This is a genomic window from Marinobacter sp. (genome assembly GCF_035268745.1).
GTDB lineage: Bacteria > Pseudomonadota > Gammaproteobacteria > Pseudomonadales > Oleiphilaceae > Marinobacter.
On the sequence record NZ_DATFKH010000070.1, the window covers coordinates 1 to 23,946 of the forward strand.

General features: G+C 57.3%; 22 protein-coding genes. 11 read left to right on the forward strand and 11 right to left on the reverse strand.

All coding sequences use genetic code 11. The annotated features are described in order from the left end of the window. From VJ956_RS06335 to VJ956_RS06380, 10 genes are all read left to right on the forward strand, one after another. A partial coding sequence (locus VJ956_RS06335; RefSeq protein WP_324082911.1) for a type II secretion system F family protein occupies window positions 1-1,217 on the forward strand: 1,217 nt, incomplete at its 5' end. 4 nt (window positions 1,218-1,221) lie between these two features. Beyond that, the gene (locus VJ956_RS06340) at window positions 1,222-2,097 is read left to right on the forward strand and encodes an A24 family peptidase (RefSeq protein ID WP_324082913.1); all 876 of its coding nucleotides are present in this window, start codon (window positions 1,222-1,224) and stop codon (window positions 2,095-2,097) included. After that, on the forward strand, window positions 2,097-2,744 hold the full coding sequence (gene coaE / locus VJ956_RS06345) for a dephospho-CoA kinase (RefSeq protein ID WP_324082915.1): 648 nt from the start codon (window positions 2,097-2,099) through the stop codon (window positions 2,742-2,744). Before VJ956_RS06340 ends, coaE begins: the two co-directional genes overlap by 1 nt. Further along, entirely contained in the window at window positions 2,745-3,845 is a 1,101-nt protein-coding gene (locus VJ956_RS06350) for a hypothetical protein (RefSeq protein WP_324082917.1), read from the forward strand. A gap of 31 nt (window positions 3,846-3,876) precedes the next feature. Next, window positions 3,877-4,623, forward strand: a complete 747-nt coding sequence (tsaA, locus tag VJ956_RS06355; RefSeq protein ID WP_324082983.1) for a tRNA (N6-threonylcarbamoyladenosine(37)-N6)-methyltransferase TrmO — start codon at window positions 3,877-3,879, stop codon at window positions 4,621-4,623. A 63-nt stretch (window positions 4,624-4,686) separates the two neighbouring features. Next, window positions 4,687-7,029: a response regulator gene (locus VJ956_RS06360; protein ID WP_324082919.1), complete on the forward strand. Its 2,343-nt coding sequence runs from the start codon at window positions 4,687-4,689 to the stop codon at window positions 7,027-7,029. 30 nt (window positions 7,030-7,059) lie between these two features. Further along, window positions 7,060-7,254: a DNA gyrase inhibitor YacG gene (yacG, locus tag VJ956_RS06365; protein ID WP_324082922.1), complete on the forward strand. Its 195-nt coding sequence runs from the start codon at window positions 7,060-7,062 to the stop codon at window positions 7,252-7,254. An 82-nt stretch (window positions 7,255-7,336) separates the two neighbouring features. Then, entirely contained in the window at window positions 7,337-7,906 is a 570-nt protein-coding gene (locus VJ956_RS06370) for a YfaZ family outer membrane protein (protein WP_324082925.1), read from the forward strand. A 148-nt stretch (window positions 7,907-8,054) separates the two neighbouring features. Beyond that, the gene (locus VJ956_RS06375; protein WP_324082926.1) at window positions 8,055-8,981 is read left to right on the forward strand and encodes a glucosaminidase domain-containing protein; all 927 of its coding nucleotides are present in this window, start codon (window positions 8,055-8,057) and stop codon (window positions 8,979-8,981) included. Window positions 8,982-9,012: 31 nt separating this feature from the next. Further along, on the forward strand, window positions 9,013-9,924 hold the full coding sequence (locus VJ956_RS06380; protein ID WP_324082928.1) for an acyltransferase: 912 nt from the start codon (window positions 9,013-9,015) through the stop codon (window positions 9,922-9,924). Here the strand turns inward: VJ956_RS06380 and VJ956_RS06385 are convergent. The 4 genes from VJ956_RS06385 to zapE form a co-directional block, all read right to left on the reverse strand. Further along, complete coding sequence (locus VJ956_RS06385; RefSeq protein ID WP_324082931.1) at window positions 9,919-12,618, reverse strand: helix-turn-helix transcriptional regulator; 2,700 nt, start codon at window positions 12,616-12,618, stop codon at window positions 9,919-9,921. The genes VJ956_RS06380 and VJ956_RS06385 overlap by 6 nt on opposite strands. A gap of 235 nt (window positions 12,619-12,853) precedes the next feature. Beyond that, window positions 12,854-14,215, reverse strand: a complete 1,362-nt coding sequence (locus tag VJ956_RS06390; protein WP_324082932.1) for a DUF1329 domain-containing protein — start codon at window positions 14,213-14,215, stop codon at window positions 12,854-12,856. A 40-nt stretch (window positions 14,216-14,255) separates the two neighbouring features. Next, a complete protein-coding gene (locus VJ956_RS06395; RefSeq protein ID WP_324082934.1) occupies window positions 14,256-16,157 on the reverse strand; it encodes a DUF1302 domain-containing protein in 1,902 nt (633 codons plus the stop codon). A 256-nt stretch (window positions 16,158-16,413) separates the two neighbouring features. After that, complete coding sequence (gene zapE, locus VJ956_RS06400) at window positions 16,414-17,511, reverse strand: cell division protein ZapE (RefSeq protein ID WP_324082984.1); 1,098 nt, start codon at window positions 17,509-17,511, stop codon at window positions 16,414-16,416. Window positions 17,512-17,700: 189 nt separating this feature from the next. Between zapE and VJ956_RS06405 the strand changes: the two genes are divergently transcribed. Further along, window positions 17,701-18,141 carry a YhcB family protein gene (locus tag VJ956_RS06405; protein WP_324082936.1) on the forward strand — a complete coding sequence of 147 codons (441 nt, stop codon included), beginning with the start codon at window positions 17,701-17,703 and terminating at the stop codon, window positions 18,139-18,141. A 16-nt stretch (window positions 18,142-18,157) separates the two neighbouring features. On the opposite strand, the gene hisC is transcribed toward VJ956_RS06405, so the two are convergent. The 7 genes from hisC to VJ956_RS06440 all read right to left on the reverse strand — a co-directional run bounded on the left by hisC (window position 18,158) and on the right by VJ956_RS06440 (window position 23,913). Continuing rightward, complete coding sequence (gene hisC, locus VJ956_RS06410) at window positions 18,158-19,213, reverse strand: histidinol-phosphate transaminase (RefSeq protein WP_324082938.1); 1,056 nt, start codon at window positions 19,211-19,213, stop codon at window positions 18,158-18,160. Between the two features lie 16 nt (window positions 19,214-19,229). Then, window positions 19,230-20,537: a histidinol dehydrogenase gene (gene hisD, locus VJ956_RS06415; RefSeq protein ID WP_324082940.1), complete on the reverse strand. Its 1,308-nt coding sequence runs from the start codon at window positions 20,535-20,537 to the stop codon at window positions 19,230-19,232. 169 nt (window positions 20,538-20,706) lie between these two features. Beyond that, complete coding sequence (gene hisG, locus VJ956_RS06420; protein WP_324082942.1) at window positions 20,707-21,354, reverse strand: ATP phosphoribosyltransferase; 648 nt, start codon at window positions 21,352-21,354, stop codon at window positions 20,707-20,709. Between the two features lie 21 nt (window positions 21,355-21,375). Beyond that, window positions 21,376-22,638: a UDP-N-acetylglucosamine 1-carboxyvinyltransferase gene (gene murA / locus VJ956_RS06425; protein WP_324082944.1), complete on the reverse strand. Its 1,263-nt coding sequence runs from the start codon at window positions 22,636-22,638 to the stop codon at window positions 21,376-21,378. A 22-nt stretch (window positions 22,639-22,660) separates the two neighbouring features. Next, window positions 22,661-22,903, reverse strand: a complete 243-nt coding sequence (locus VJ956_RS06430; RefSeq protein WP_324082946.1) for a BolA family protein — start codon at window positions 22,901-22,903, stop codon at window positions 22,661-22,663. Window positions 22,904-22,975: 72 nt separating this feature from the next. Next, a complete protein-coding gene (locus tag VJ956_RS06435) occupies window positions 22,976-23,287 on the reverse strand; it encodes an STAS domain-containing protein (protein ID WP_324082948.1) in 312 nt (103 codons plus the stop codon). Next, window positions 23,284-23,913, reverse strand: a complete 630-nt coding sequence (locus VJ956_RS06440) for an ABC transporter substrate-binding protein (protein WP_324082986.1) — start codon at window positions 23,911-23,913, stop codon at window positions 23,284-23,286. Before VJ956_RS06440 ends, VJ956_RS06435 begins: the two co-directional genes overlap by 4 nt. Window positions 23,914-23,946: the final 33 nt, after the last annotated feature.

Consider the following 23,946-nt stretch of genomic DNA (forward strand, 5'->3'; position numbering starts at 1 on the left):
TGTCTGAGAAAGCAGAAAAACTGCAGGCGTTTGTCTGGGAAGGTAAAGACCGCAAGGGCAACAAGTCCAAGGGTGAGGTGTCTGGCACCAACCTGGCATTGGTCAAGGCGCAACTGCGCAAGCAGGGCATTATTCCGAACAAGGTCAGGAAGAAGCCTAAGCCCCTGTTTGGTGGGAGCAAAAAAGTCACCCCATTTGACATCGCTCTATTTACGAGACAAATGGCGACAATGATGAAGGCCGGTGTGCCTCTGGTCCAGAGTTTTGACATAGTAACCGACGGTCTGGAAAACCAGGGCTTGAGAGAGCTGGTCTCCGCAGTTCGAAATGATGTTGCGTCTGGAACCAGTTTCGCAAACGCACTTCGACGTCATCCAAAACATTTTGACGATTTATACTGCAACCTTGTCGATTCGGGTGAAAAAGCGGGCGCACTTGAACAGATGCTGGACCGCATTGCAATGTATTTGGAAAAAACTGAAACTCTGAAGAAGAAAGTCAAAAAAGCGATGACCTACCCGATAGCGGTTGTTGTTGTGGCGATCGTGGTCACAGCAATATTGTTGGTGAAGGTAGTGCCGCAATTCGAAAGTCTCTTTCAAGGTTTTGGCGCAGATTTACCAGTCTTCACTCAGTTTATAATCAGCGTATCAGAGTGGTTGCAGCAATGGTGGTTCATAGTTTTGCTCGGCATCGTTGCAACTATCTTTCTGTTTAAAGAAGCCAAAAAACGTTCAGACTCCTTTTCCGACCTTGTAGACAAATATGTTCTGAAGCTTCCAATCATCGGCGAAATACTCGATAAATCTGCAGTTGCCAAATTTGGCCGGGTGCTTTCGACAACTTTTGCGTCCGGCGTTCCTCTCGTTGATGCACTTGAATCGGTGGCTGGCGCAACTGGCAATGCCATATACCGAGACGCGGTTCTGAAGATCCGCGATGACGTTTCGAGTGGTACCCAGCTCCAGATGTCAATGAAAACAACCGGTGTTTTTCCCGTCATGGCCGTCCAGCTCACTGCAATCGGCGAAGAATCCGGTAATCTTGACGAAATGCTGGAAAAAGTCGCAGACCATTACGAGTCAGTTGTAGACGACATGGTGGACAACCTCACCGCCCTGATGGAACCGATGATCATGGCAGTTCTGGGCGTACTTATCGGTGGTCTGATCATCGGTATGTACCTGCCAATCTTTCAGATGGGCCAGGTCGTCTGACCGAATGCTTTTCTTCGACACCCTGTTCGCAACACCGTGGCTTCTGTTCACGGCGATTGCCTTAAGCTCGCTCTGCATCGGCAGCTTTCTCAATGTCGTCATCCTGCGCCTGCCAAAAATGATGGAGCAGCAATGGCGCTGCCAGTGCGAGGAATTCCTGCAGTTCCCTGATGGCCAACGGAAAAAAGAAGAGCCTGTTACGCTTTCCTCTCCGGCCTCCACCTGCCCGTCCTGCGGTCACCGCATTCGTGCCTGGGAGAATATTCCGGTAATCAGCTACCTGATACTGAGAGGCAGGTGCGCTTCCTGCAAGACCGGCATTTCGCCCCGATATCCGGTTATCGAGGCGGTCACAGCGCTGCTCTCGGTGGTCACTGTCGTGGTCATTGGCCCCGGCTATGAGGCATTGTGGGCGTTGTTACTGGTGTGGACCCTGATCGGCCTGACGGTCATTGATTTTGACACCCAGCTATTGCCGGACAGCATGACCCTGCCGCTGATGTGGCTGGGCCTGATACTGAACTATTACCACACATTCACGGATTTCAGCAGTGCCTTCTGGGGCGCCATTGCCGGTTATCTGTCACTGTGGTCAGTATACTGGCTGTTCAAACTGGCAACCGGCAAGGAAGGTATGGGGCACGGGGATTTCAAGCTGCTGGCAGCGCTGGGGGCCTGGCTTGGCTGGCAACTGCTGCCGGCGGTGATTCTGCTGTCTTCAGTAGTCGGCGCCATGGTTGGTATCAGCCTGATTGTCTTCCGCAAACATGGGCGCGAAATCCCGATTCCGTTCGGCCCCTATCTTGCCGCTGCAGGCCTGCTTTGCCTCTGGTTCGGGGCGGAAATCCAGGCTGCCTGGTACAACTATCTGGGACTGTGATGAAACGTTCTGTGAAGGTTGTGGGATTAACCGGCGGCATCGGTTCCGGCAAATCAACGATAGCACGACTGTTTGCCGAACACGGTGTTCACTGGGTGGATGCAGACGATGTCGCTCGTGAGGTTGTAGAGCCCGGCACTCCGGCGCTGAAGGCCATCGCCCGGCATTTCGGTGAGCGGATTCTGCTGGACTCCGGAGCGCTGGACCGCGCTGAACTGCGCTCCCTGATTTTTCAGGACGAACAGCAACGGCAGTGGCTGGAAGCGCTGCTTCACCCGCTTATAAGGGAAAGCATTCTGGCCCAACTTCACCCCGGGGGCACTCACCTGAGCGACTACCGGTTGCCCTACACGCTTCTGGTGTCACCCTTGCTTCTGGAGACAGACCAGCATGAACTGGTGGACAGAATTGTGGTTATTGATGTGCCCGTTGATGTTCAGATTGCAAGAGCCGTTGCCAGAGACACCAACACCCGGGAACAGATCCAGCGCATCATCAATGCCCAGATGTCCCGGGAAGAGCGCCTGAAACACGCTGATTACATTATCGATAATGCGTCCGCGACCGCCAATGACGAAAACAGCGCAAAAGCTCAGGTGGCCGCACTCCACGACCAGCTGTTGGCCGAATTTCAACGGATCAGATGATTGACGCTCACTCACTGTTTTAGCGACCTTCCCGCCGCCATCAGGGATCTTGCCACGATGGCGGTAATGATCAATGCCACAACGGCCTGGGGCCTTCCGGTTTCGCCCGTACAGCCCGGCGATGACGGCGGCCGCCTGCTACCCGAGAATCTGCCTGCCTCCTTTTACGACTTTGCTCCCGATGAATACTGGCGTGAACCCAGAGACTCCTACTGGCTGGACTTCTCCAATTGGGTGATCAGGCAGGAAAGAGCCCACGGAGAGCGGGTTCAGTCCCTGGGCGAATGGGCCGACCGCACGCTTTCCGGGAGCAAGCAGGCCATGCCCAATAACGAAAGCTATCTGCGCGTCGGCTTTGCAACCGAGTCTGAATATGGTGATCCGGCGCAATTCGAACCGGAGGCACGGTTCAAACTGGATATCCCCACGGTAGAGCAGAAACTGCGACTTGTGGTGGAAAGCGAGAGCGACGAACTGATTCCTCTTTCCGAGCGCCGCAGGAATCGTCAGCTCACTGAGGCGGAACGCAGCGATACCGATGCGACCGGCGCGTTTCGCTTTCTGTCCGAAGTTGGCGACGCCATCAATCTGAGCAACGACCTGGGCGTACGGCTCAGAATTCCACCCGATGCGTTCTGGCGGGTAACGGCAGAGAAGCAGTGGCAGACCAATTCCCCCTGGCACCTGGCTGTTAGCCAGCGCCTGTATTATTTCCATCAGGATGGGTGGGGCAGCCGCAGCTGGTTTGGCGCCGGGCGGGAATTCGGTGACGGCTGGCAGACACTGCTGGCTTCGGAGATCGAGTGGCTGCACGCGGAACGAAAATTCGAGCTGTCCCAGGTTCTCAGTAGCCACAAAAGGCTCAACAACCGTTCCACTATCACCCCCCGCCTGGGCGTCATCGGGGAAAGCCAGCCAGGCTGGCGCACAACCTCTGTATTTGCCGACCTGACCTGGCGCTACCGCCTGCACGATAACTGGGTTTTTGCAGAGATGATTCCCGCTGTGGAGTTCCCCCGCAGCGCAGGCTTCAAGGACCGGGGTTCACTGATTCTGCGGATTGAACTCTATTTTTCTGGCAGTATTGACCGGATCTGGTGATACACTTTATTCAACCATCGCCTTTATGACTATGAGCCGACACCACGCCCTGCCAGCGGCCGAGACACTGACGCTGACACCCATTGCCGTTACCCGGTCCTGTTTCAGGGACAAGTTCGGTGTGCCCCGCCAGCCGGGGCTGACCAGGCATGCCCATGCGCGGCTGATAATTGCCTCGCCGTTTAACCGGGAGGATGCCTTCAGGGGCCTGGAAACTGCCAGCCATCTCTGGCTGATTTTCCAGTTCCACCAGGCCGTGCGCGCCGAATGGCGCCCTGTGGTCAGGCCGCCCCGGTTGGGCGGCAATCGCAGGGTCGGGGTTTTTTCCAGCCGCTCGCCGTTCCGGCCCAACAGCCTGGGACTCTCGGTTGTGCGCAACCGTGGGTTAAGTCATGACGATGAGGGCAACCTGGTTCTTGACATCAGCGACCATGACCTGATCGACGGCACGCCCATTCTCGACATCAAACCCTATCTCGCGTTTGCGGATTCGGTGCCCGAGGCGGGCCTGGGGTGGGCAGACTCTGCACCAACGGCCGGACTGCCCGTTGAATTCATGCCCGAAGCGGAGCAGCAACTGGTCCGGCTGCCATCACTGGCCTACCCGGATCTGAAGGCTCTGATAAGAGACGTCGTCAGTTACGACCCCCGGCCCTCGTTCCGGCGCGGAAGGGATGAAGACCGGATCTACGGCATCCACCTGTACGATCTGAACGTGCGATTCCGCTTCGTGCGTGAGGCGTCTGCGGAACGTGTTCAAGTACTGACGGTCTGCTAGACTCCGATATGGTTATAATGACGACACTTCTTACACGACACAGGGAAAAGTGCCTTGCCTCCGATGCGCTTTGAGAGACGATCAGGTGTGCGACCACTGACAGCGAGATTGCTGGTGTACGTCCTGCTGTTCAGCGTATTGCTGTCACTGGCTGCCACCGGCGTTCAGATGATTGGCGAAGTCGATCGCCGCAAAGCCGAACTGTACGACACCCAGGAGAAGGCGGCTGAACTGGTCGCCGGCAGCATGGCTAACAATCTGCGGCTGATGAATTACGCCGAAGTGGCCAACAGCCTGGAGGACATGAGGGTCATTCCGGCCATTGAACATGCCCGGGTAATCATCACCGGCGGTGATGAGTTCAGCACCGGCACCTACCCGGACGGCCGCGTGATCAGCCAGTCTTTTCCGCTGGTGGTTGACCGGGTACCCTCTGAAAACCGGGAACCGATAGGTATGCTTACCCTTACCTCCTCGGTGGAAACGGTCTATGACGACATCATGGACCGGACGCTGAGAACCCTGCTGTTCCAGTCGCTGTTTGTGATGCTGGGCACCCTGGGGCTTTTGCTGATTGTGCGCTTTACCCTGTCACGACACCTCGAAACCATCGCGGATTACGCCGCCCGCCTGAATCTTGATGCGCTGATCGAACCCCTGCAGCTGAAACGCCGTCCACCCCGGGTCAGCGACGAGCTCAGCGAGCTGGAACAGGCACTGAACAGGATGCGCCTGCAGCTTCTGGAAGACACGCGATGGCTACGCAAAAACACGGCTCAGTCCCGGGACGAGCGGGATGAAGCGGTTCGTGCAAACCATGCCAAAAGTCAGTTTCTGGCCAACGTCAGCCACGAACTGCGGATTCCGCTGCAGTCGGTTCTGGGTTACGCCAACCTGTTGTCGGATACACCGCTGGACCCAGAGCAGAAGGAATACGTTCAGACCCTTCTTGATGCCTCCGAAAGCCTCTCTGCCATCCTCAACGACCTGCTGGATATCTCCAGTATGGAAGCCGGGAAACTGGACCTGGAAAGCATTTCTTTCGACCTGCGGGACACCCTCAACGATCTGGTCCATATGCTGGGCGCCCGGGCCCGTGAGAAGGGCCTGGCGCTGGAACTGAGAATTGACGAAAACCTGCCCATGGTCCTTGAGGGTGACCCGCTGAGGCTCCGCCAGGTGCTGCTGAATCTGACTTCGAACGCGATCAAGTTTACCGATTCCGGTTATGTTCTGATCAGCATTGAAGTTCTGGGGCGGCGGGAGCAGAAGGTCCGGCTCCGGATGTCCGTTGAAGACACCGGTGTCGGCATCAACCCCGAAGACCTCGAGCTGATCTACGAACCCTATGTCCAGCTCGGCCAGCGCTTCCACAGACACCTGCCGGGAGCCGGTCTGGGACTGACCATCTCGCGCCAGCTGGTGCAACTGATGGATGGTAAAATGGAGCTGGAAAGTCGCCCGGGGGAAGGCTCGACTTTCTGGGTCGAACTCTCGCTTGCCGTTGCGCCGGAAAGCGGCGTCCGGGCCCGGCCCGATACCAGCATGCTGAAGGGCAAGCGGATACTGGTGGTGGACTCCTACCAGCTTTCCCGGAAAATTACCCTGGAGATGCTGGCGCGTCACGACCTGGATATCGAGGCTGTGAAATCCGCCGCCGAGGCTCTGACTTCGCTGCGGGTGGCTGCGGATGCCAACGAGCCCTACGATGCGGTTGTTGTCGATGGCTTTGTGCCTGATATGGACAGCGACCTGCTCTGTCGTCAGATTCGGGGCAACCCGCAATGGCAGCACACCCGGCTGCTGATTATGTCATCCAATCCCCAGCGGGGGGATGCCGAGCATTTCCGCCGGGCCGGCGCCGATGCCTTTCTCAGCAAGTCGCTGCGGGAATCCTGCCTGACGTCCATATTGCACCAGCTGTTTGCCGACGCCGCGAAAAACTCGAGAGGCTTTCTTACCCGCTTCTCATTGCAGAAAGTCGGCGACAGTATCCGCCGCCAGGAACTGCCCTGCGGTGGCATGAGGGTTCTGCTGGTTGAAGACAACCCGGTAAACCGCACGCTGACCCAGCGGCTGCTGGAGAAACTGGGCTGCAACGTCATGACCGCTAACGACGGGGAAGCGGCTTCCAGCCTGTGGCAGTGGCATCCATTTGATCTGATTTTTATGGACTGCATAATGCCACGTCTTGACGGCTTTGAGGCCACGCGACGTCTGCGCCAGTGGGAACAACTGCAGGGCCGGCAACGGGTTCCGATTGTTGCGCTGACTGCCAGCGCCATGGAAAAAGACGAGGAGCGTTGCCGTGAGGCGGGGATGGATTCTTTTGTTGCCAAGCCGGTAAACATTGAAATGCTGCGCGCAGTTCTGGAACAATACTGCACCGGGGCTCCATCGTCCTGACCCCAATGTCACCACAGTTGAAACAGTTTTATGAAGGTAGATTGTCCCACCTGCAGCAAATCCGTCGAATGGACCGACAGCAACCCCTATCGGCCGTTCTGCTCTGACCGCTGTCAGCTGATTGATCTGGGGGCCTGGGCCAATGAGGAGTACCGGGTTCCTGCGGAAAACTCCACCCCGGGGGATCTCGACCAGGGTGGCGATTCCAGCAGTCACCAGGCCTAAACCAATTGTAAGTTGAGCGCCCCTGGCAGCGCAGGTAGAGTGCTCTGGCGGATTCCCAATTTTTTTCCTGAAAGGTCGTAGCATGAAAGCGTTTCGCATTTCTTTTGTTTTTCTTTCGCTGGTCAGCTCAGCCGCATTTGCAGCCGATGCAGACATCAGCCTGACCAATGATTCTGCCAAGGGTCAGATCAATTTCTTTGGCGCCACTTCCGATATGCAACTGGGGGCGGGTTATACCTACCAGGAGAGCAACCACCGCATTGACAACGTCCACGTTGGCAATCTCGACTTCCATGCCCAGGGTCGTACAGCGGTGGGCAACCTGCCAACCACGGCCGGCCTCGGGTTCCGCGCCATTGGCTGGGATACTGACCGCCTCGACGGCGGCGCGGTCGGGCTCGGCGGCTTCGCAACTGTCAATATTCCAGACGCGCCGGGACTGTCGTTCACCGGGGGCCTGCACTACGCACCCAGCATTCTGGCCTTCGGGGATTCGGAAGATATGACCAGTCTCGAGCTGCGGGCCAATTACCGGGTTATTCGCAATGCCGAGATCTTCGCCGGTTATCGTTACCTCAATACCGATCTGGAAAACCGGCGTGATATCAATCTTGACGAGGGTGTCATCGTGGGCATGAAGCTGTTTTTCTGACGGCAGCAAAAGCGACGAGCCCTGCTATAATTCCGGTTTACTGATAAGCAAGAAAGTAAGCGCACAGGAAAGTATTAACAGCCTGTTTTGCAAAGACCTGCTCGCTTGCTAACGCACGGATTAATAATTCATAGCAATGAGAGGGTTTATGTCGGCAGGTATCAGGGCACTACTGCTTGTTTTTCCACTGGTCGTTTCCGCCATCTGGGGCGCTTTATATGTGCCGGCAACCAACAGTGGAATACCCGGCGCCGGGCAAGACATTACCCTCAAGGCCCTGCCTGCTCTGCCCCGCTGGGCGGAAGCCGGCTTACCGGATTTCGACAGCTATCAGGACGTCAACGAGAAAAAGGAGGCCTTTTTTTCGTTTCTCTATCCCCGCATCCTGTTGGCCAATTCAAGGATCCTGATCGAACGTCAGTATCTGGAAACCCTCAGCCGCAAAGACACCCTGTCCGACTCTGAAATTAACTGGCTGGCAGAACAGGCGGAAAGACTGAGGGTCGATGAAGATCCCGGCAGCGAGGAGATGTTCCGACGCCTGAGGTCACGGCTGGACGTCATTCCGCCCTCGCTGATCCTGGCCCAGGCCGCTAACGAGTCCGCCTGGGGTACATCCCGTTTTGCCTTGAAGGGCAATAACCTGTTCGGGCAGTGGTGCTTTTCCGAGGGCTGCGGCATGGTTCCCCAGAGCCGTGGCGAGGGCAAGACCCATGAAGTCGCCACTTTTGCATCGCCCTATCGCTCGATTACCGGGTATATCCAGAATCTGAACCGGCACCCGAGCTACCAGCTGGTCCGGGACCTGCGCCGCAAAGCCCGCGAGAACGGGCGCTTTGCCAGCGGTTCCGAGCTTGCCGCAGGCCTCGTCAGCTATTCGGAGCGCGGTGAGGAATACATCAGCGAGATTCGCAGCATGATCAGCTTCAACAACCTGTCTGAATACGACGATGAATTCCGCAGGGCCATTCGCGAAAATGGCTCGCGGGAGCTGGTCCAGCTTGCCTCCGGCAGCGATGAAACAGTCCTTCTGCCAGGACAGGACAGCGCGGACTCATCCGCCAATGAGGGCTGATTCGCCAGCGGCCCGGTCGCCGGGGTCGTTAATGGGGCCTGTCAAAGGGACCCTGGCAATCATCCTGATACTGCTGAACACGCTCTGGCTGTTCCCGATTCTGCTTGTTTTCGCCGTCATCAAACTGCTTGTTCCGTTCAACAGCGCCAGAAAGGCCTGCACCCGGGTGCTGAATCGCATTGCGTGGCTGTGGATAGGGTTCAACAATGTGCTGACTGACCTGCTGCATGATGTCGTCTGGGATGTCCGCGGTGCTGAGGAGCTGAAGGCGGAACAGTGGTATTTTGTCACCTGCAATCATCAGAGCTGGACTGACATTCCGGCTATTCAGCATGCCCTGAATAGCCGGATTCCGTTGCTGAAGTTTTTCCTGAAACAGCAACTGATCTGGGTGCCCTTTCTGGGCATTGCCTGGTGGGCGCTGGACTTTCCGTTCATGCGACGCCACACCAAAGAACAGATTGCCCGCAACCCTGCCCTGAAAGGCCAGGATATAGAGGCGACGAAGGCTGCCTGTGAAAAGTTTCGCTATACCCCGGTTACCATTTTCAATTTCATGGAAGGCACCCGTTTCACACCTGCCAAGCATAAAGCCCAGGGCTCGCCTTACCGCCATCTGTTAAAGCCCAGGTCCGGCGGCACTGCCTTTGTCCTGGAGGCCATGGGCGACTCGCTCAGCACCATGCTGGATGTCACCATTGTCTATCCCGAGGGCAGGAAAGGAGTCTGGGATTATCTGTGCGGACGGGTCCACCGGATCATTATCGATATCCGCACCCGGGACATTCCCCCGCGCTTCCGGGGCATGGATTACCAGCGCAACCGCGAGGTACGGGCCGACTTCCAGCGCTGGGTGGGTCAGATCTGGAAGGAGAAGGATCAGCGAATCGACAACCTGCTGGACCAGGCCGGGTCTCCGGCTACGGCAGAGCCGCCGCTATAGCAGGCCCAGTTGCCGCGCGCGCACAGTCGCCTGGGTTCTCGATTTTACTTCAAGTTTGGCATTAATTTTCCGGGCATGGGTTTTTACCGTGTGCAGGGAGATATGCAGCTTGTCCCCGATATCCTGATTCGAAAACCCCTGCGCGATCAGTTCAAGAACGCCAAGCTCCCGGTCGCTGATCGGTTCTGCCAGCGCGGCGACTTCCGGGCGCGAAACCGTGTTGATTCCGTAGAGCCTGCCGATGTCGTCCACAAATCGTGAGGCGGGCAGTTGATTCCAGGTTTTCTCAACCAACGGCTGCAGCTCCCGCCTCAGCTCAGAGAACGGGCTCATGTAATGCTCCTCCGCGGCCATACCGATAGCATCAGTCAATGCCGTTTGCCCGGCGGCCAGGCCTTTCCTGCGCCAGGCAATCACGCTTTCCAGGAGCCGGACATGCAGCTCCAGTCCGAAGGGCATCATTTCGTCATGTCTGGCGCGGATGGTTCCGAGTGTTTTTGCTGCACAATCATTTCTGTTGTTGGCCAGTTCCAGCCGCACCTGAAGACAGTCCAGCAGACCCGGCATCATCGGGAACATGTCAGGAACGCAATTTTCTGCCCGCCAGGGCCCGAGCCGGACAAGCGCCTGGGACGCCGCCTCTAACTGACCGGATGCAAGCCAGCTGCTACTCTTGAGGGCTTCGAGCACCGGCACATACACGGTTTCATCGACCTTCCACGCCTGCATGGTACGCTCGGCCTGGCCCAGCCAGGTAAAGGCTTCATCAATCCTGCCATGAGTGCGGCATATCAGAACCCGGAGCCCGAAAGCCAGCAACAGGGCCAGATCACGGGTTTGCTCCGCGTGCCGGATACAGGTCACCAGCAAGCGGTCTGCCTCGGCTTCCCTGCCCTGATGCCAGAGCACCATCACCAGACTCAGCTGCAACCGGACTTCCCCCACTCTGGCTGAGCGCGCTGACTCGTTCATTGCCATATCGAGACCGGTCCTGAGCAACTGTTCGGCGTGCCGCAAGGCGCCCTTGCCCAGCTCGATTCTGGCGTGGGCGTAAACGGCCAGCGCCTCTGAACCACCGTCACCCGACTCCCTGGCAATCCGTGCGGCGTTCCGGTTAGCATTCCTGGCTTCATTGAATCTGCCCTGGGCGCACAGAGCACTGGACCGGACAAGCTCCGTCACCAGCCTGCCCTGAGGCGGGAGATCGGATGAATCGAGGGCGCGACCGGCAACGTCAAGCGCCGCGCCGACTACCCCTTCCCCGCGCAGAATAAAGGCCCGCAAGGCATCAATGCGGCCTTGAAGAGTGTCGTCGGCGGTTTTTTCGAGTTCCTTGATTAACCCATGGGCAAGGGCAAACTGGCCACCAATGGCATGGACCCAGCCATACACAATTCGCAGACGGGGGCTCTGATCGAAAAGCCGGGACGGAAGATTCTGGCGCAGAGCCAGTAACGAGGCCGTGTCCTGACCGATGAGAAGAGCCTCGGATGCTTCCGAGGCGATCCTTACAGCTTCATCATGGGCGCCACCGAGCAACGCATATTTCAGCGCCTCAGGAAAGCGCCCATGGTGACTGAACCAGCGGCTGGCCTTCAGGGCCCGGTCCCCGGCACCGCCGGTTACCGGCGTTTTCAGCGACTGGTGGACCAGGGGATTAAACCGGTACCAGCGGCCTCTTGCGGGGACCACGTGCAACGGAATGGCCGATTCCGCCGCGACTGAAGGTCTGAAAGCATGATCACAGGCTGAATCCGCAAGCGCCAGGAACAGCTCATCGGAAACCATGTCCAGCTCGGCCATGATACGCAGTGAGCGCTGCTGAGCCGGCGTCAGCGGAAGCAGAACAGCATCACGCAGAAACCGCTCGACACTGACCGAATCCTGAATCGGCAGCCGCGACTCCGGGGTTTGTGTGAGCTCTCTGCGGTAAAGCCCCAATGGCGTTATCCAGCCCTCCGTAAGGGCAAAAAGATGCTCTACCATAACCGAGGTTATGACCTGACCGGCGAGCAGATCCCCGAAGAATTCAAAGGTCTCGGGCCGGGTCAGTTCAAAATCTTCAGCACCGAGACGGCTGAGGCGACCGGTCAGTTCAAGCGAATGGGTTTCAAACGGCAGTGGCTGTCTGGCGACAAATACCACCGCCAGATTGCGGGGGGTTTCAAACGCCAGTTGCCGCAGCAGAGCAATGGCGGCCGGATGGACGATTAACCCGGGATTATCAATAACCAGCGCTCTGGTTTCACCCGTTCTGGCCTCTCCGGCGTCCGCCAGCAGCATGGATAATGCATCGACACAGCTGGACGCATTCTGCCGCCCCCGGGAAGCTGTGGCCGGCCGGCCGGCCAGCGCAATTTCAATCAGAGCAAGCAACCGCCCGGCGTCATTCTCCTGCGTCGTCAGGGCAAGCCATTTTACCTCATCACCAGTAACCGGGGACTCATCAAGGGCTGACCACAGGGCATGAGACTTGCCGTAACCGGTCGGGGCCTCGAGCAAAAGCACCCTGCCCGGGGCAATAGCCGAAATTATTTTTTCCCTCAGCGCCGGCCTGGCCAGGCCGGCGGCAGGCGCTTCGGGCATCCGTACCCGCCGGCGCAACAGATCTTTAACAAGCTCGCCGCGATGAGACTCACCCAGACCAGACTGGAACTCATCGTTGGCGGCACAGCCATCATCAAATGGTTTCACGCTTTGCCCCGCTGGCTCCGGAGATGCGGGGCATTTCGCCCCATCCGGCAAAAGTTTTCTCGAACCGATCCAGGATGACAGGCGCCCTGCAATGGGTACGCCTTTAGTATTGTCAGGAAAGGTTAAACCAAGAGCGGGTCAGGCTGCAAAAAAGACTGGCGTAATAACCGGAAAAGGCGAGCCGTACGGCTCGCCTCTCGGTTAACACCCTGAATTTCAGGAAAATTAAACTTCCTTAACGAGTGCCCGAACGGCGCAGCGCCGCCGGGGTGTACTCACGGGACCTGCGCTCGATACCGAAGGTATAGGGCTCCGGCTCTTCATTGGTCAGGCCCAGCACCAGATAGCGGCCGGACAGCAGATCGTATAGTGTTTCGATGGCATACCATGGCACGTTCTGGTCATAGAACTGCATGTTGTGGGCCTCTGCAACACGCCACATTTCGCCGCGACCGTCGTAATGATCGATGATCGCTGCCTGCCAGGAATCCTCGTCAATAAAAACATCACGCCGGGCATAGATGTGGCGCTCGCCCTCTTTCAGGGTTGCACGCACATGCCACACCCGGTGCAGTTCATAGCGCGTGTAATCCTGCTCAATGTGCCCGGCCTTGACGATCTGGTCATAGGTCAGATCGCGGTCAAGCAGCTTGTAGGAGTTGTAGGGGATATACATCTCTTTTTTGCCCATCAGTTCCCAGTTGTAGCGATCGGGTGCACCGTTGAACATGTCAAAATTGTCAGAGGTACGCATACCATCCGCCGCGGTACCCGGCCCGTCATAGGCGACCTGCGGTGCGCGCCGGACACGACGCTGGCCGGCATTATATACCCATGCACGGCGTGGCTCGGCGACCTGGTCGATGGTTTCATGGACCAGCAGCACGTTTCCTGCGAGACGCGCTGGCGCGGTAATGGCCTGCTTGAAGTAGAACAGCACGTTCTCGTCTTCGCCCGGCTCATAATCCGTCAGGTAGGTACGCCAGGTAAGCTCATCCCGGAATTTCACAACGCTGAAATCGCCGCCTTCGGTCGGTGTGACCTGACCAACATTCCGCATCACGGAGCCGCCCCGGAAACGGGTAATATGGTTCCAGATTGCCTCGACACCGTTATTCGGGATCGGGAATGGAGTGGCTGTCTTGTAATTACCCAGACCGTTACCGTCTTTGATCAGCTCGACGGTGGTCGCGTTGTTGACGGTCTGTTCCATAACGTCATCAGGGAAACCCGCGGTGCGATGAGTCTCATAGACCGGCATCTTGAAGTCCGGATACCGCTTGATCATCGCGATCTGACCCGGGGAGAGATTCTCCGCGTAGTCATCGACGTTGCTCTGATCGATGGTGAACTTGGGCGTCTCGTCCGGGAACGGATTCACGTAGATGCCATCGTTCTGGTAACCGGCAGGCGGCGTTGTCAGGCCCCCTGTCCAGGCGGGAATCTCTCCCCCGTTTCCGGCTTTTTCTGCACCCATGGGAGTCAGGGTATCACCCAGCTTGGCGGCTTCGCTTGCGGGAACTGCACCGTAGGCGTTGCCTGTCAACAGCGCCGCCGACAGGATGCCGGTGGCAAGAAGTTTGTTGTTCAGTTTCATTTAAATTACCTCGGTTAAACGAATTCAGACAGACTCGAACTCAGAACGAATAAGACACACTTGCGCTCACAAAATCCCTGTCCGTCAACTCGTTGAACGGTTCGCCATCCATGAAGTTGGTGTATCCGATATCGGCTGTAATCCGGTTCTGATAAACCGCTTTCAAAGACACACCTATCGCCCTGTTGCCTTCGTTGAAATTGCCGCCGGGGGAAGGTGCATACCCTTGCACATCATGACTCCAGGCCAGTTGGGGAGACAGATTGATACCGGCAAATGCATTGTTGTAGTCCCATACCAGCCGGGTCCGATAACCCCAGGAGAAGGAGGTGGTGAAACCTTCATTGTTACAGTAGTTGGTGTTGATATTGGCTCCCGCCTCACAGAAATCTCCGGTGAAGTTGGGACCGTCAAGAGGAAGCGTACCGATACCGAAAGTACCTGAGCGACCATAACGGGCCTCATCGGTGTCCGGCAGGTCATGCACGTAGGTGGCACCAAATTCGGTGATCAGGGACAGACGGCTTGCGCCCATGACCCGGTCAAAGAATTTGATCAGCGTGAACTGGGCCTGGGAAACGTTGAACCGGTCGTAGCCAGCAAACGGTTCGCCAGCGATACTGACACCCGGGTTTTCGTCACGACGCTGTTGTTCCAGTTTACTCAGAATCTCGCCGTTCGGTCCGCGTTGCTGCAGGCCGCCGAAGATCAGCTCGAATGCGTTCCACTGCAGTGGCATGTTGTCGCGGAAGCTGTATTCCGCACCCAGGGACCAGCCGCCGGGCGTTGTGGTGTTGATACTGATGCCGTAGAGATTGATGTTTTCCGGATACTCGATGAAGTAGCTGGGAAACTGGGCGGGCGGTTCGCTACCGTCACTGTCCTGGCTGGCACTGGGTGAAGAGGGGTTATTCACCAGGCCACTGACGTACGGCAGGCGGCTGTTGTACTTGATGTAATAGAACCCCAGCTCCGAGTCGTTCAGTGATGGTACATACCAGCGTAACGCCACACCGAACTGGTCTTTGGAGTCAGCTTCCTTGTCGGCCAGACGGGGGGCCACAAAACCCTGCGCCAGTGCCTGTGAATCCGGCAGGGCACCGGCAAGCAGAACCGGACCACATCCGTCCGAGGTAAAGTCGCTCGTCGAGAAGAAAGTACCACAGTCATCTGCGCGGATGGGCTCCCAGTCTGTCTGGACAAAACCCTCAACTGTAATGTTCTGGGTTACACCTGCCGACACGTAGAACATTTCAACCGGCAACAGGGCGTCTTTCAGTTCAGAACCCGGCGCCCGCAATGCCGGCACGTCAATCGGGTTGATGACGTTGATACCGCCCTGGATGAACGTGCTTTCACCCCAGCTTACGACCTGTTTGCCGTAACGCAGACTGACCGGTACGTTGCCGAAATACCAGTCAGAGAAAACGTAGGCATCAAGCAACTCTCCACCGGAAGCGTTGTCCTTGGCCTGTTCATTCAGTTCACGGCGCTGGCCGACGGGATCCACGGCCCGGTTCTCGTCTTTGAGCTCAAAGTCATACCAGTAACGGCCACGTACAAAACCGCCAACCCGGGTCAGGGTGTCGCTGTCTACCGAGTAATCGACAAAAAGCTCGCTGTTGCCCTTGACGATTTTTGAGTAGGTATCGCCTTTCTCGAAGTTGAGGTTGCCGTTGTCGTAGTTGTTGGTAGAGGCACCAATGTTTGCGAACGGCTGGCCGGGTGCGAATTCAGGGCCGAGGTTACCCTGAGCAATGAGTCGCTTGTCCTGCTCGGTTGTACGCCAACCAATGCCAGCGGAAAGGGTTGTGTTGAAAGACGCTTGCGCATCGCCGAAATAAAATGAATAGGCAGTTGCCTGGCCGGAGATGCCGGCTGCAACTGCGACGGCCAGAGGCAATTTAACCCACTGCTGCCATTGGTCTGTTGTTCTTGTCATTGGAAGGCTACTCCATTGTTATTCTGAGTCGCTGCTCTGATTATTGGTATTCACGATGTTAGGAGGCTTCATGCACAGTGCCCGTGATGTTCGCACTATAGCTAACGCCAACGGGCGCTTTTATCAGTCAAAAGTATGATTTTACGGTTACACCCCTCTGAACGGCAGGCTTCCCTCGCACAGGATCAATATAGCCAACAAATCCCTATGTAACCAGCCGGCGAAGCGGGATTTGCTGCCGCCCGGCGACATCAGCTTATGGCCTGTGAGGCGCTTCCAGGTATTCCCGGGACTGCATTTCCAGCAACCGCGACTCGGTACGCTCAAACTCGAACTTCAGTCGACCGCCCGTGTATAAATCTGTTATCGCTGCTTCTGCCGAGATGATCAGTTTGACGTTGTGGTCATAAAATACATCAATCAGGTTAATGAACCGGCGCGCCTGATCTTCTTTTTCCTTGTCCATCACCGGCACGTTGCCGATGATCACAGCATGAAACTCCCGGGCCAGTTCAATGTAATCATTCTGGCTTCGTGGCCCGTCACACAGTGTTCTGAAATCAAACCAGACAACGTCATCGGCGTGATTGACGGCCCTGAGCTTGCGCCCGTTAATATCCAGTTCAAGACTGTGGCTGCCGGCCTCGACCGCAAGGCTGTCAAAACTCTTCTGCAGACTGATGTCTGATTCTGCATCCAGCGGAAAATGAAACAGTTCCGCCTGCTCGAGCGTACGCAGCCGGTAATCCACGCCACCATCCACATTCACCACCTCCGTGTGTTTCTTCACCAGCTCGATCGCGGGAAGAAATCGCGCGCGCTGCAGCCCGTCTTTATACAGGCTGTCGGGGGGAATGTTGGAGGTGCACACCAGGGTGACGCCCCGGCTGAACAGCCCGTCCATCAGGGTAGCCAGGATCATGGCATCGCCGATATCGGAGACAAAAAACTCATCGAAGCAGATAACACGGGCTTCCTCTGCAAACTGTCTGGCGACGATATCCAGCGGATTCTTCTCGCCCTTCAGTGCCTTCATTTCCTTGTGCACCCGCTGCATGAAGCGGTGAAAATGAACCCGCATCTTGCGCTGGAACGGCAGGGACTCGTAAAAGGTATCCATCAGGTAGGTCTTGCCGCGGCCGACACCGCCCCAGAAATAAAGGCCCCGGATCGGCGTTTTACTGCCCTTCTTTATCCTCAGCCGGAATTTGACTAATGGCTTATCACGGTTGCTTTCCGCCACGACCAGTTTATCGTACAGTGACTGTAAACGTCGTACTGCATCCTCCTGAGCGGAGTCGCGCTGGAATTCCGGGCGTTCCAGGTCTTTCTGGTAGCGCTCCCGGGGTGACATTGGCGGTGACTTCGGTGGTGACATGTAGTTGCGCTTCTGAACGTTCATCAATACGAGTCCCGACGGGGAGTCGCCGATTCCGGCCGCTAATTGTGGCCGATTTTGAGATTCAGTGCCACGATGAGATAGTAAACCGCAGTGTGCCCGGAGTACCGGCATCGAAGATCCAACGAAAGGACGAAATCAACTATGAACAACCTGATTCTGGCAGCTATCGCCGCCCTGGTTATTGGCGTAATTATCGGCATATTGATTGGCCGTTCCGGACAGGGTTCTACGCTCAGACAGCGCCGCGCGGAACAACAGATTGAAGAAATCAGGAACGAATACACCCGCTATCAGGCCCAGGTAAACGAGCACTTCATGGAGTCGGCCCACCTTCTCCGGCGCTTCAATGACAGTTACCGGGACGTTAACCAGCACATGGCCCGTGGCGCAAACCGGCTGTGCAACGATGAAGAGTGGCTGCGCGAACTGGAACAGGAAAACGCCAGGGCAAGGCTTGAGGGCGACGCCAGTGACAAGGATGGCGCAGAGCCGCCACGGGACTATGCCCCCAAGAGCGACCCCGGCGAAAAAGGCACCCTGGCGGAAGATTTCGGCATGCCGGAAAACCAGAAAAAGTCCTGAGGCCGGCCGCGCGCCTTCACACCAAGGTGCCCAGCACTTCGATCAGACGCCGGTTCTGGTCGGCGGTACCAGTGGTAATGCGAAGGAAGTTCTCGATTCTGGCTTTGTTGAAGTGACGCACAATCACGCCCTGCTCCCGCAATCCCCGGGCAAGAGACTCACCGGAATGGCCAGGATGGCGGGCGAACACGAAGTTTGCCCGCGATGGCAGCACCTCGAAACCGAGACCTTCCAGCTTGCCGGTGACCCAGTCGCGCTCGCCGATCACACCCTCACGGGTTGCCTTGAACCAGCTGTCGTCTTCAAAAGCAGCCACGGCTCCTGCCAGCGCCAGACGGTCCAGCGGGTAGGAGTTAAAGCTGTTTTTGACCCGGTTCAGGGCTTCAATCAGGTCCGGATGAGCCACCGCGAAACCGACTCTGAGCCCTGCCAGAGAACGGGCCTTGGACAAGGTCTGACTGACGACCAGGTTCGGGTATTTATCAACCAGCGTAATGGCCGACTCACCGCCGAAATCCACATAGGCTTCGTCAATGACCACCACGCGGTCGGCGTTGGCAGCCACGATAGCCTCGACCCCGGACAGCTCCAGAAAACGCCCGGTAGGCGCATTCGGGTTGGGGAAAATAACGCCGCCATTGGGCTGCACGTAATCATCCGGATCAATCTCGAACGACTCCGTGAGCGGGATCTTCTTGCCCTCAATACCGTAGAGCCCGCAGTAAACGGGGTAGAAACTGTAGGTAATGTCGGGGAAAAGTACCGGCTGCCCATGCTGGAACAGGCCGTAAAAAATGTGCGCAAGCACCTCATCGGAGCCGTTGCCGAGAAACACCTGATCCGGAGTCACAGCATAATAGCGGGCGATGGCCTGTTTCAGCGACTCGCCCTCCGGATCCGGATACAACCTGAGGTTGTCGTTCAACTCCTGACGGATGGCCTCGGCCACCTTCGGCGATGGCCCGAAAGGGTTTTCATTGGTATTGAGCTTCACCAGGTTGGCCATTTTCGGTTGCTCGCCCGGTACATACGGCACCAGGTCATGCACCAGTGGGCTCCAGAACTTACTCATAATGGTTACAGTCCTTTCAGTCCTTGATGCGATATTCCGCTGAGCGGGCGTGCGCCGTCAGGCCCTCACCCCGGGCCAGAACGGATGCAACACGACCCATTCTGCTTGCGCCCGGCGCACTGAAGCCGATAATCGACGACCGCTTCTGGAAATCGTAAACACCCAGTGGTGACGAAAATCTTGCTGTTCCGCCGGTCGGCAGCACGTGATTGGGCCCGGCGCAGTAATCTCCGAGCGCCTCCGCCGTGTAGCGGCCCATAAAGATGGCCCCGGCATGGCGGATCAGATCCAGCATGGCCTGCGGGTCTGCTACCGAAAGTTCCAGATGCTCCGGCGCGATACGGTTGGACACTTCAGCCGCCTGGTCCAGACTGGCGACCTGAATCAATGCTGCCCGGTCTGTCAGCGAGGTACGAATAATGTCCGCGCGCTCCATCGTTGGCAGAAGCGCATTGATGCTCTTCTCCACCGCATCCAGAAACCCGGGGTCCGGACTGATCAGAACCGACTGCGCCTGTTCATCGTGTTCGGCCTGGGAAAACAGGTCCATGGCAATCCAGTCCGGATCGGTCTGGCCATCGCAGATCACCAGGATCTCCGAGGGGCCGGCAATCATATCGATACCAACAGTGCCGAACACTTCGCGCTTGGCGGTCGCCACAAAAATATTCCCCGGGCCGACAATCTTGTCCACCGCAGGAACGGTCTCGGTGCCATAAGCCAGAGCAGCCACTGCCTGAGCCCCACCCAGGCAGAACACCCTGTCCACCCCCGCAATCGCCGCTGCCGCCAGAACCATATCGTTAACGACACCGTCGGGCGTCGGCACCACCATGATCACCTCGCCGACACCCGCCACCTTGGCGGGAATGGCGTTCATCAGCACTGAGGAAGGATAAGCAGCCTTACCGCCCGGCACATACAGACCCGCCCGGTCCAGCGGCGTCACCTTCTGCCCCAGCACCGTGCCGTCTTCTTCGGCGTATTGCCAGGACTGCTGATTCTGGCGCTGGTGATAGTCACGAACCCGGTCGGCGGCCTTCTCCAGCGCCACCCGCTGGTCCTGCGGAATTGCCTTCAACGCCTGCTGCAGGCGCTGCTGACTGATTTCCAGTTCAGCGACAGAGCCGACCTGCAGGCGGTCGAATTTCCCGGTAAACTCCAGAACCGCCGCATCACCCCGGGTTTTCACCTGATGCAGAATGTGACGAACCGATTCGCCTACCTTTTGATCAACACTGTCATCCCAGGCCAGAAGTTTCGCCAGTTCACTGTCAAAATCATTCTGGGAAGCGTTCAGTCTTCTGATGCTGATATCGGTCATTTCCAAATCCTGTCGCGGATTGTTTGCTCAGTAATGTTGAGGCCGGCACCAAGGCATGGGGAGAGGTCAGGTACGGCCTTCCAAAACTGTGCGGAGCCAGGGATGGCGGAGCCCAAGCGCCACATGGATGTGCTTGAGCGTGTTTTGGAAGGCTGTACCTGACCTCTCCTTACGCTGAAGTTCGGCGCTTTTCCACGGCGGCAGCCATTTTCTCAATTATGGGGTTAAGCAACCGATGTTTCATCTTCATGGAGGTGCGGTTCACCACCAACCGGCTGCTGATGTGCTCAATCAGCTCCCGCTCCTCAAGGCCATTGGCCTTCAGGGTATTACCGGTATCCACAATGTCGACGATCTCATCCGCCAGATGCAGAATCGGCGCCAGTTCCATCGCCCCATAGAGCTTGATGATATCCGCCTGGCGACCCTGGGCGGCATAATAGCGCCGGGCAAGATTGACAAACTTGGTGGCCACCCGGATGCGGCCCTTCGGAGTGGGCTGGCCTTTTATGCCCGCCGTCATCAGCCGACAGCGGGAAATATTCAGATCCAGCGGCTCGTAAAGTCCTTCCGCGCCGTGCTCCATCAGCACATCCTTGCCGGTTACGCCCAGATCCGCGCCGCCATACTGAACATAGGTCGGCACGTCGGTGGCGCGAAGAACCAGAATTCTGACGTCCGGATCGGTGGTCGGAAATACCAGCTTCCGTGATTTTTTCACATCGTCGACCAGCTCAATACCTGCCTCTCTGAGCAGCGGCAGGGTTTCATCGAGAATCCGGCCCTTTGACAATGCGATGGTGATGGAATCGGTCATGCTCTGTTCCGGTCAGTGTCTTTACGCTGGCAGACGGCGGATACTCGCGCCGAGCAGTTGCAGCTTCTCCTCGATGCATTCGTAGCCACGGTCGATGTGGTAGATGCGGTCGACAATGGTTTCCCCTTCCGCAACCACCCCGGCAATGACAAGACTGGCCGAGGCCCGCAGATCAGTGGCCATCACCGGCGCGCCGGTCAGGTGATCAACACCCTTGATGATCGCCGCGTTGCCTTCAAGCGTTATATCAGCGCCCATCCGGATCAGCTCGTGCAGGTGCATGAACCGGTTCTCGAACACTGTCTCGACAATGGTGCCAGAGCCTTCGGCAACTGCATTCATCGCCGCGAATTGCGCCTGCATGTCCGTCGGGAAAGCCGGATAGGGTGCGGTCCGGATGTTAACGGCGCGGGGCTTGTTGCCCTTCATATCGAGGGAGATCCAGTCCTTGCCGGTATCTATCTCGGCACCTGCTTCCTCGAGCTTGAGCAGAACCGCTTCGAGCAATTCTTCGCGGGTGTCTTTCAGTTTGACTTTACCCCCCGAGGCAGCCGCCGCGACCAGGTAAGTGCCCGTTTCCACACGATCCGGCAGCACGTTGTAGTGACACCCGTGCAGGCGTTTCACGCCATGGATTTCAATGGTTGCAGAGCCATGGCCCCGGATATCTGCGCCCATGGCGATCAGACACTCCGCGAGATCCACCACTTCCGGCTCCCGCGCTGCATTTTCAAGAATGGTTTTGCCATCCGCCAGTACTGCCGCCATCATCAGATTTTCGGTGCCGGTTACCGTCACCGTATCCAGGAAGATATGAGCACCTTTAAGGCGACCATTGGTTCTGGCCTTGATATAGCCGTTTGCCACCGTTACTTCCGCACCCATCGCCTCCAGACCATGAATGTGGAGGTTCACCGGCCGGCTGCCAATGGCACAGCCACCGGGCAGGGAGACTTCGGCTTCGCCGAAATGAGCCACCAGCGGACCCAGCACCAGAATCGAGGCCCGCATGGTTTTCACCAGTTCGTAGGGCGCATGAAAATGCTTGATGGTGTTGGCGTGAATTTCCACGCTCATTTTCTCATCAATCATCAACTCGACGCCCATCCGGCCCAGCAGCTCGATCATGGTGGTGACATCGTTCAGATGCGGCAGGTTGCCAACCGTCACCGGTTCATCTGCCAGCAGGGTTGCCGCCAGAATCGGAAGTGCAGCGTTTTTGGCGCCGGAAATCCGGATTTCGCCGGACAGTGGCTTGCCGCCTCTGATCAGAAGTTTATCCACAATTGAATCCTGTTATTAGCTGTCAGCCCTGACGGGCAGCCCATTCCGCGGGAGTAAATGCTTTCGGATGGAGGGCGTGAATGGTGCCGTCCATCACATGCTGGAACAACGCCTTGTTGATAATCTGTTGCCGCTTGATGGTCGGCAGGCCTGCAAACATCTCACCCACCACAACGACGAGATAGTGGTTGCCATCAACCTGAACTTCGACTTCGCAGTCCGGCAATGCGGCCTTGACCAACTCGACGACTTCCGGGGCTTCCATAAAGATTCCTCAGGTGTTTGTGAACCCGTTGATAGACTTGGAACCGAATTGTAACCAATTAACGACGTCGGGTCAGCTTCGGGATTGCTCTGGCAGGTGGTTATCGAGGCCACTGAGGGCAGCGAGAGAGCGGAGCCGCTCACCCATGTCCTCCAGATGAATCGCCTGGTGGCGCGAGCCTGCCAGCCGCAACCAGCAGAGCAGCAGCGACAATACCACGCTGTGGGCTGCGCCCAGCCCGGAAAGATCAATGACCAGGCCCTGCGTCTGCCCGGCAATCAGGTGCTCGCCTTCAGTGCGGATGGCGACCACGTTATCCGGCTTGATATCGCCGGTAACAAGTAACCGGTTGCCGCTGAGCGACAGCCTGGGTTCCGGGCTCATGAATTATCGGTTTCCTGCTCGAGGTTGACGGATTCAACGGCACCTCCCCAGTTGTCGATCACCGCCTGGACATTGCCACGCCTTTGCTCCATTTCCTGGCTGAAGCGATCACGGAACGCAAGACCGATGTTCACGCCCTCTACGATAATGTTTTCCATCATCCAGCGACCTTCACTGGTCTGATACATGGAATAGGTCACCGGGTAACGGTTGCCGGAGGCACTGATGACTTCCATCCGGACCGAGGCCCGGGAATCGTCGTTGGGATTGATGATGGCTTCTTTAACCCTGATTTCGAAGTCATCGGCACTGACCAGCGCCTGGGCATAACTGTCGAACAGGCTGCGCTTGAACTTCGCGACAAACTCATCCCGCTGCTCCGGCGACGCCTGGCGCGCGTACCGCCCCATAACCCGGGCGGCTATCCGGCGAAAATCCACGAAATTGCTGAGTTCCTCTTCCATGTTTGCGTAGAATGCCTCGGGATCTTCCTCATAAAGGCCCCGCTCGGCATTCAGCTGCTCGACCAGCTGCTGGGTGTTACGGTCAACGTACTGTCGCAGATCCTCGGAGGTCTCTGCGGCCAGAGGCGTCGAAACCCATGCAAATATAAATGCCAGGGCCATGATCCCGCTTCGAACTAGCATTGTCCTTGTCTC

Excerpts from the sequence above, each read along its gene's own strand:
- VJ956_RS06340 (WP_324082913.1), top strand. The coding sequence starts at position 1,222 with ATGCTTTTCTTCGACACCCTGTTCGCAACACCGTGGCTTCTGTTCACG.
- coaE (WP_324082915.1), top strand. The coding sequence starts at position 2,097 with ATGAAACGTTCTGTGAAGGTTGTGGGATTAACCGGCGGCATCGGTTCC.
- tsaA (WP_324082983.1), top strand. The coding sequence starts at position 3,877 with ATGAGCCGACACCACGCCCTGCCAGCGGCCGAGACACTGACGCTGACA.
- VJ956_RS06360 (WP_324082919.1), top strand. The coding sequence starts at position 4,687 with ATGCGCTTTGAGAGACGATCAGGTGTGCGACCACTGACAGCGAGATTG.
- yacG (WP_324082922.1), top strand. The coding sequence starts at position 7,060 with ATGAAGGTAGATTGTCCCACCTGCAGCAAATCCGTCGAATGGACCGAC.
- VJ956_RS06370 (WP_324082925.1), top strand. The coding sequence starts at position 7,337 with ATGAAAGCGTTTCGCATTTCTTTTGTTTTTCTTTCGCTGGTCAGCTCA.
- VJ956_RS06375 (WP_324082926.1), top strand. The coding sequence starts at position 8,055 with ATGTCGGCAGGTATCAGGGCACTACTGCTTGTTTTTCCACTGGTCGTT.
- VJ956_RS06380 (WP_324082928.1), top strand. The coding sequence starts at position 9,013 with ATGGGGCCTGTCAAAGGGACCCTGGCAATCATCCTGATACTGCTGAAC.
- VJ956_RS06390 (WP_324082932.1), bottom strand. The coding sequence starts at position 14,215 with ATGAAACTGAACAACAAACTTCTTGCCACCGGCATCCTGTCGGCGGCG.
- VJ956_RS06395 (WP_324082934.1), bottom strand. The coding sequence starts at position 16,157 with ATGACAAGAACAACAGACCAATGGCAGCAGTGGGTTAAATTGCCTCTG.
- zapE (WP_324082984.1), bottom strand. The coding sequence starts at position 17,511 with ATGTCACCCCGGGAGCGCTACCAGAAAGACCTGGAACGCCCGGAATTC.
- VJ956_RS06405 (WP_324082936.1), top strand. The coding sequence starts at position 17,701 with ATGAACAACCTGATTCTGGCAGCTATCGCCGCCCTGGTTATTGGCGTA.
- hisC (WP_324082938.1), bottom strand. The coding sequence starts at position 19,213 with ATGAGTAAGTTCTGGAGCCCACTGGTGCATGACCTGGTGCCGTATGTA.
- hisD (WP_324082940.1), bottom strand. The coding sequence starts at position 20,537 with ATGACCGATATCAGCATCAGAAGACTGAACGCTTCCCAGAATGATTTT.
- hisG (WP_324082942.1), bottom strand. The coding sequence starts at position 21,354 with ATGACCGATTCCATCACCATCGCATTGTCAAAGGGCCGGATTCTCGAT.
- VJ956_RS06430 (WP_324082946.1), bottom strand. The coding sequence starts at position 22,903 with ATGGAAGCCCCGGAAGTCGTCGAGTTGGTCAAGGCCGCATTGCCGGAC.
- VJ956_RS06435 (WP_324082948.1), bottom strand. The coding sequence starts at position 23,287 with ATGAGCCCGGAACCCAGGCTGTCGCTCAGCGGCAACCGGTTACTTGTT.
- VJ956_RS06440 (WP_324082986.1), bottom strand. The coding sequence starts at position 23,913 with ATGGCCCTGGCATTTATATTTGCATGGGTTTCGACGCCTCTGGCCGCA.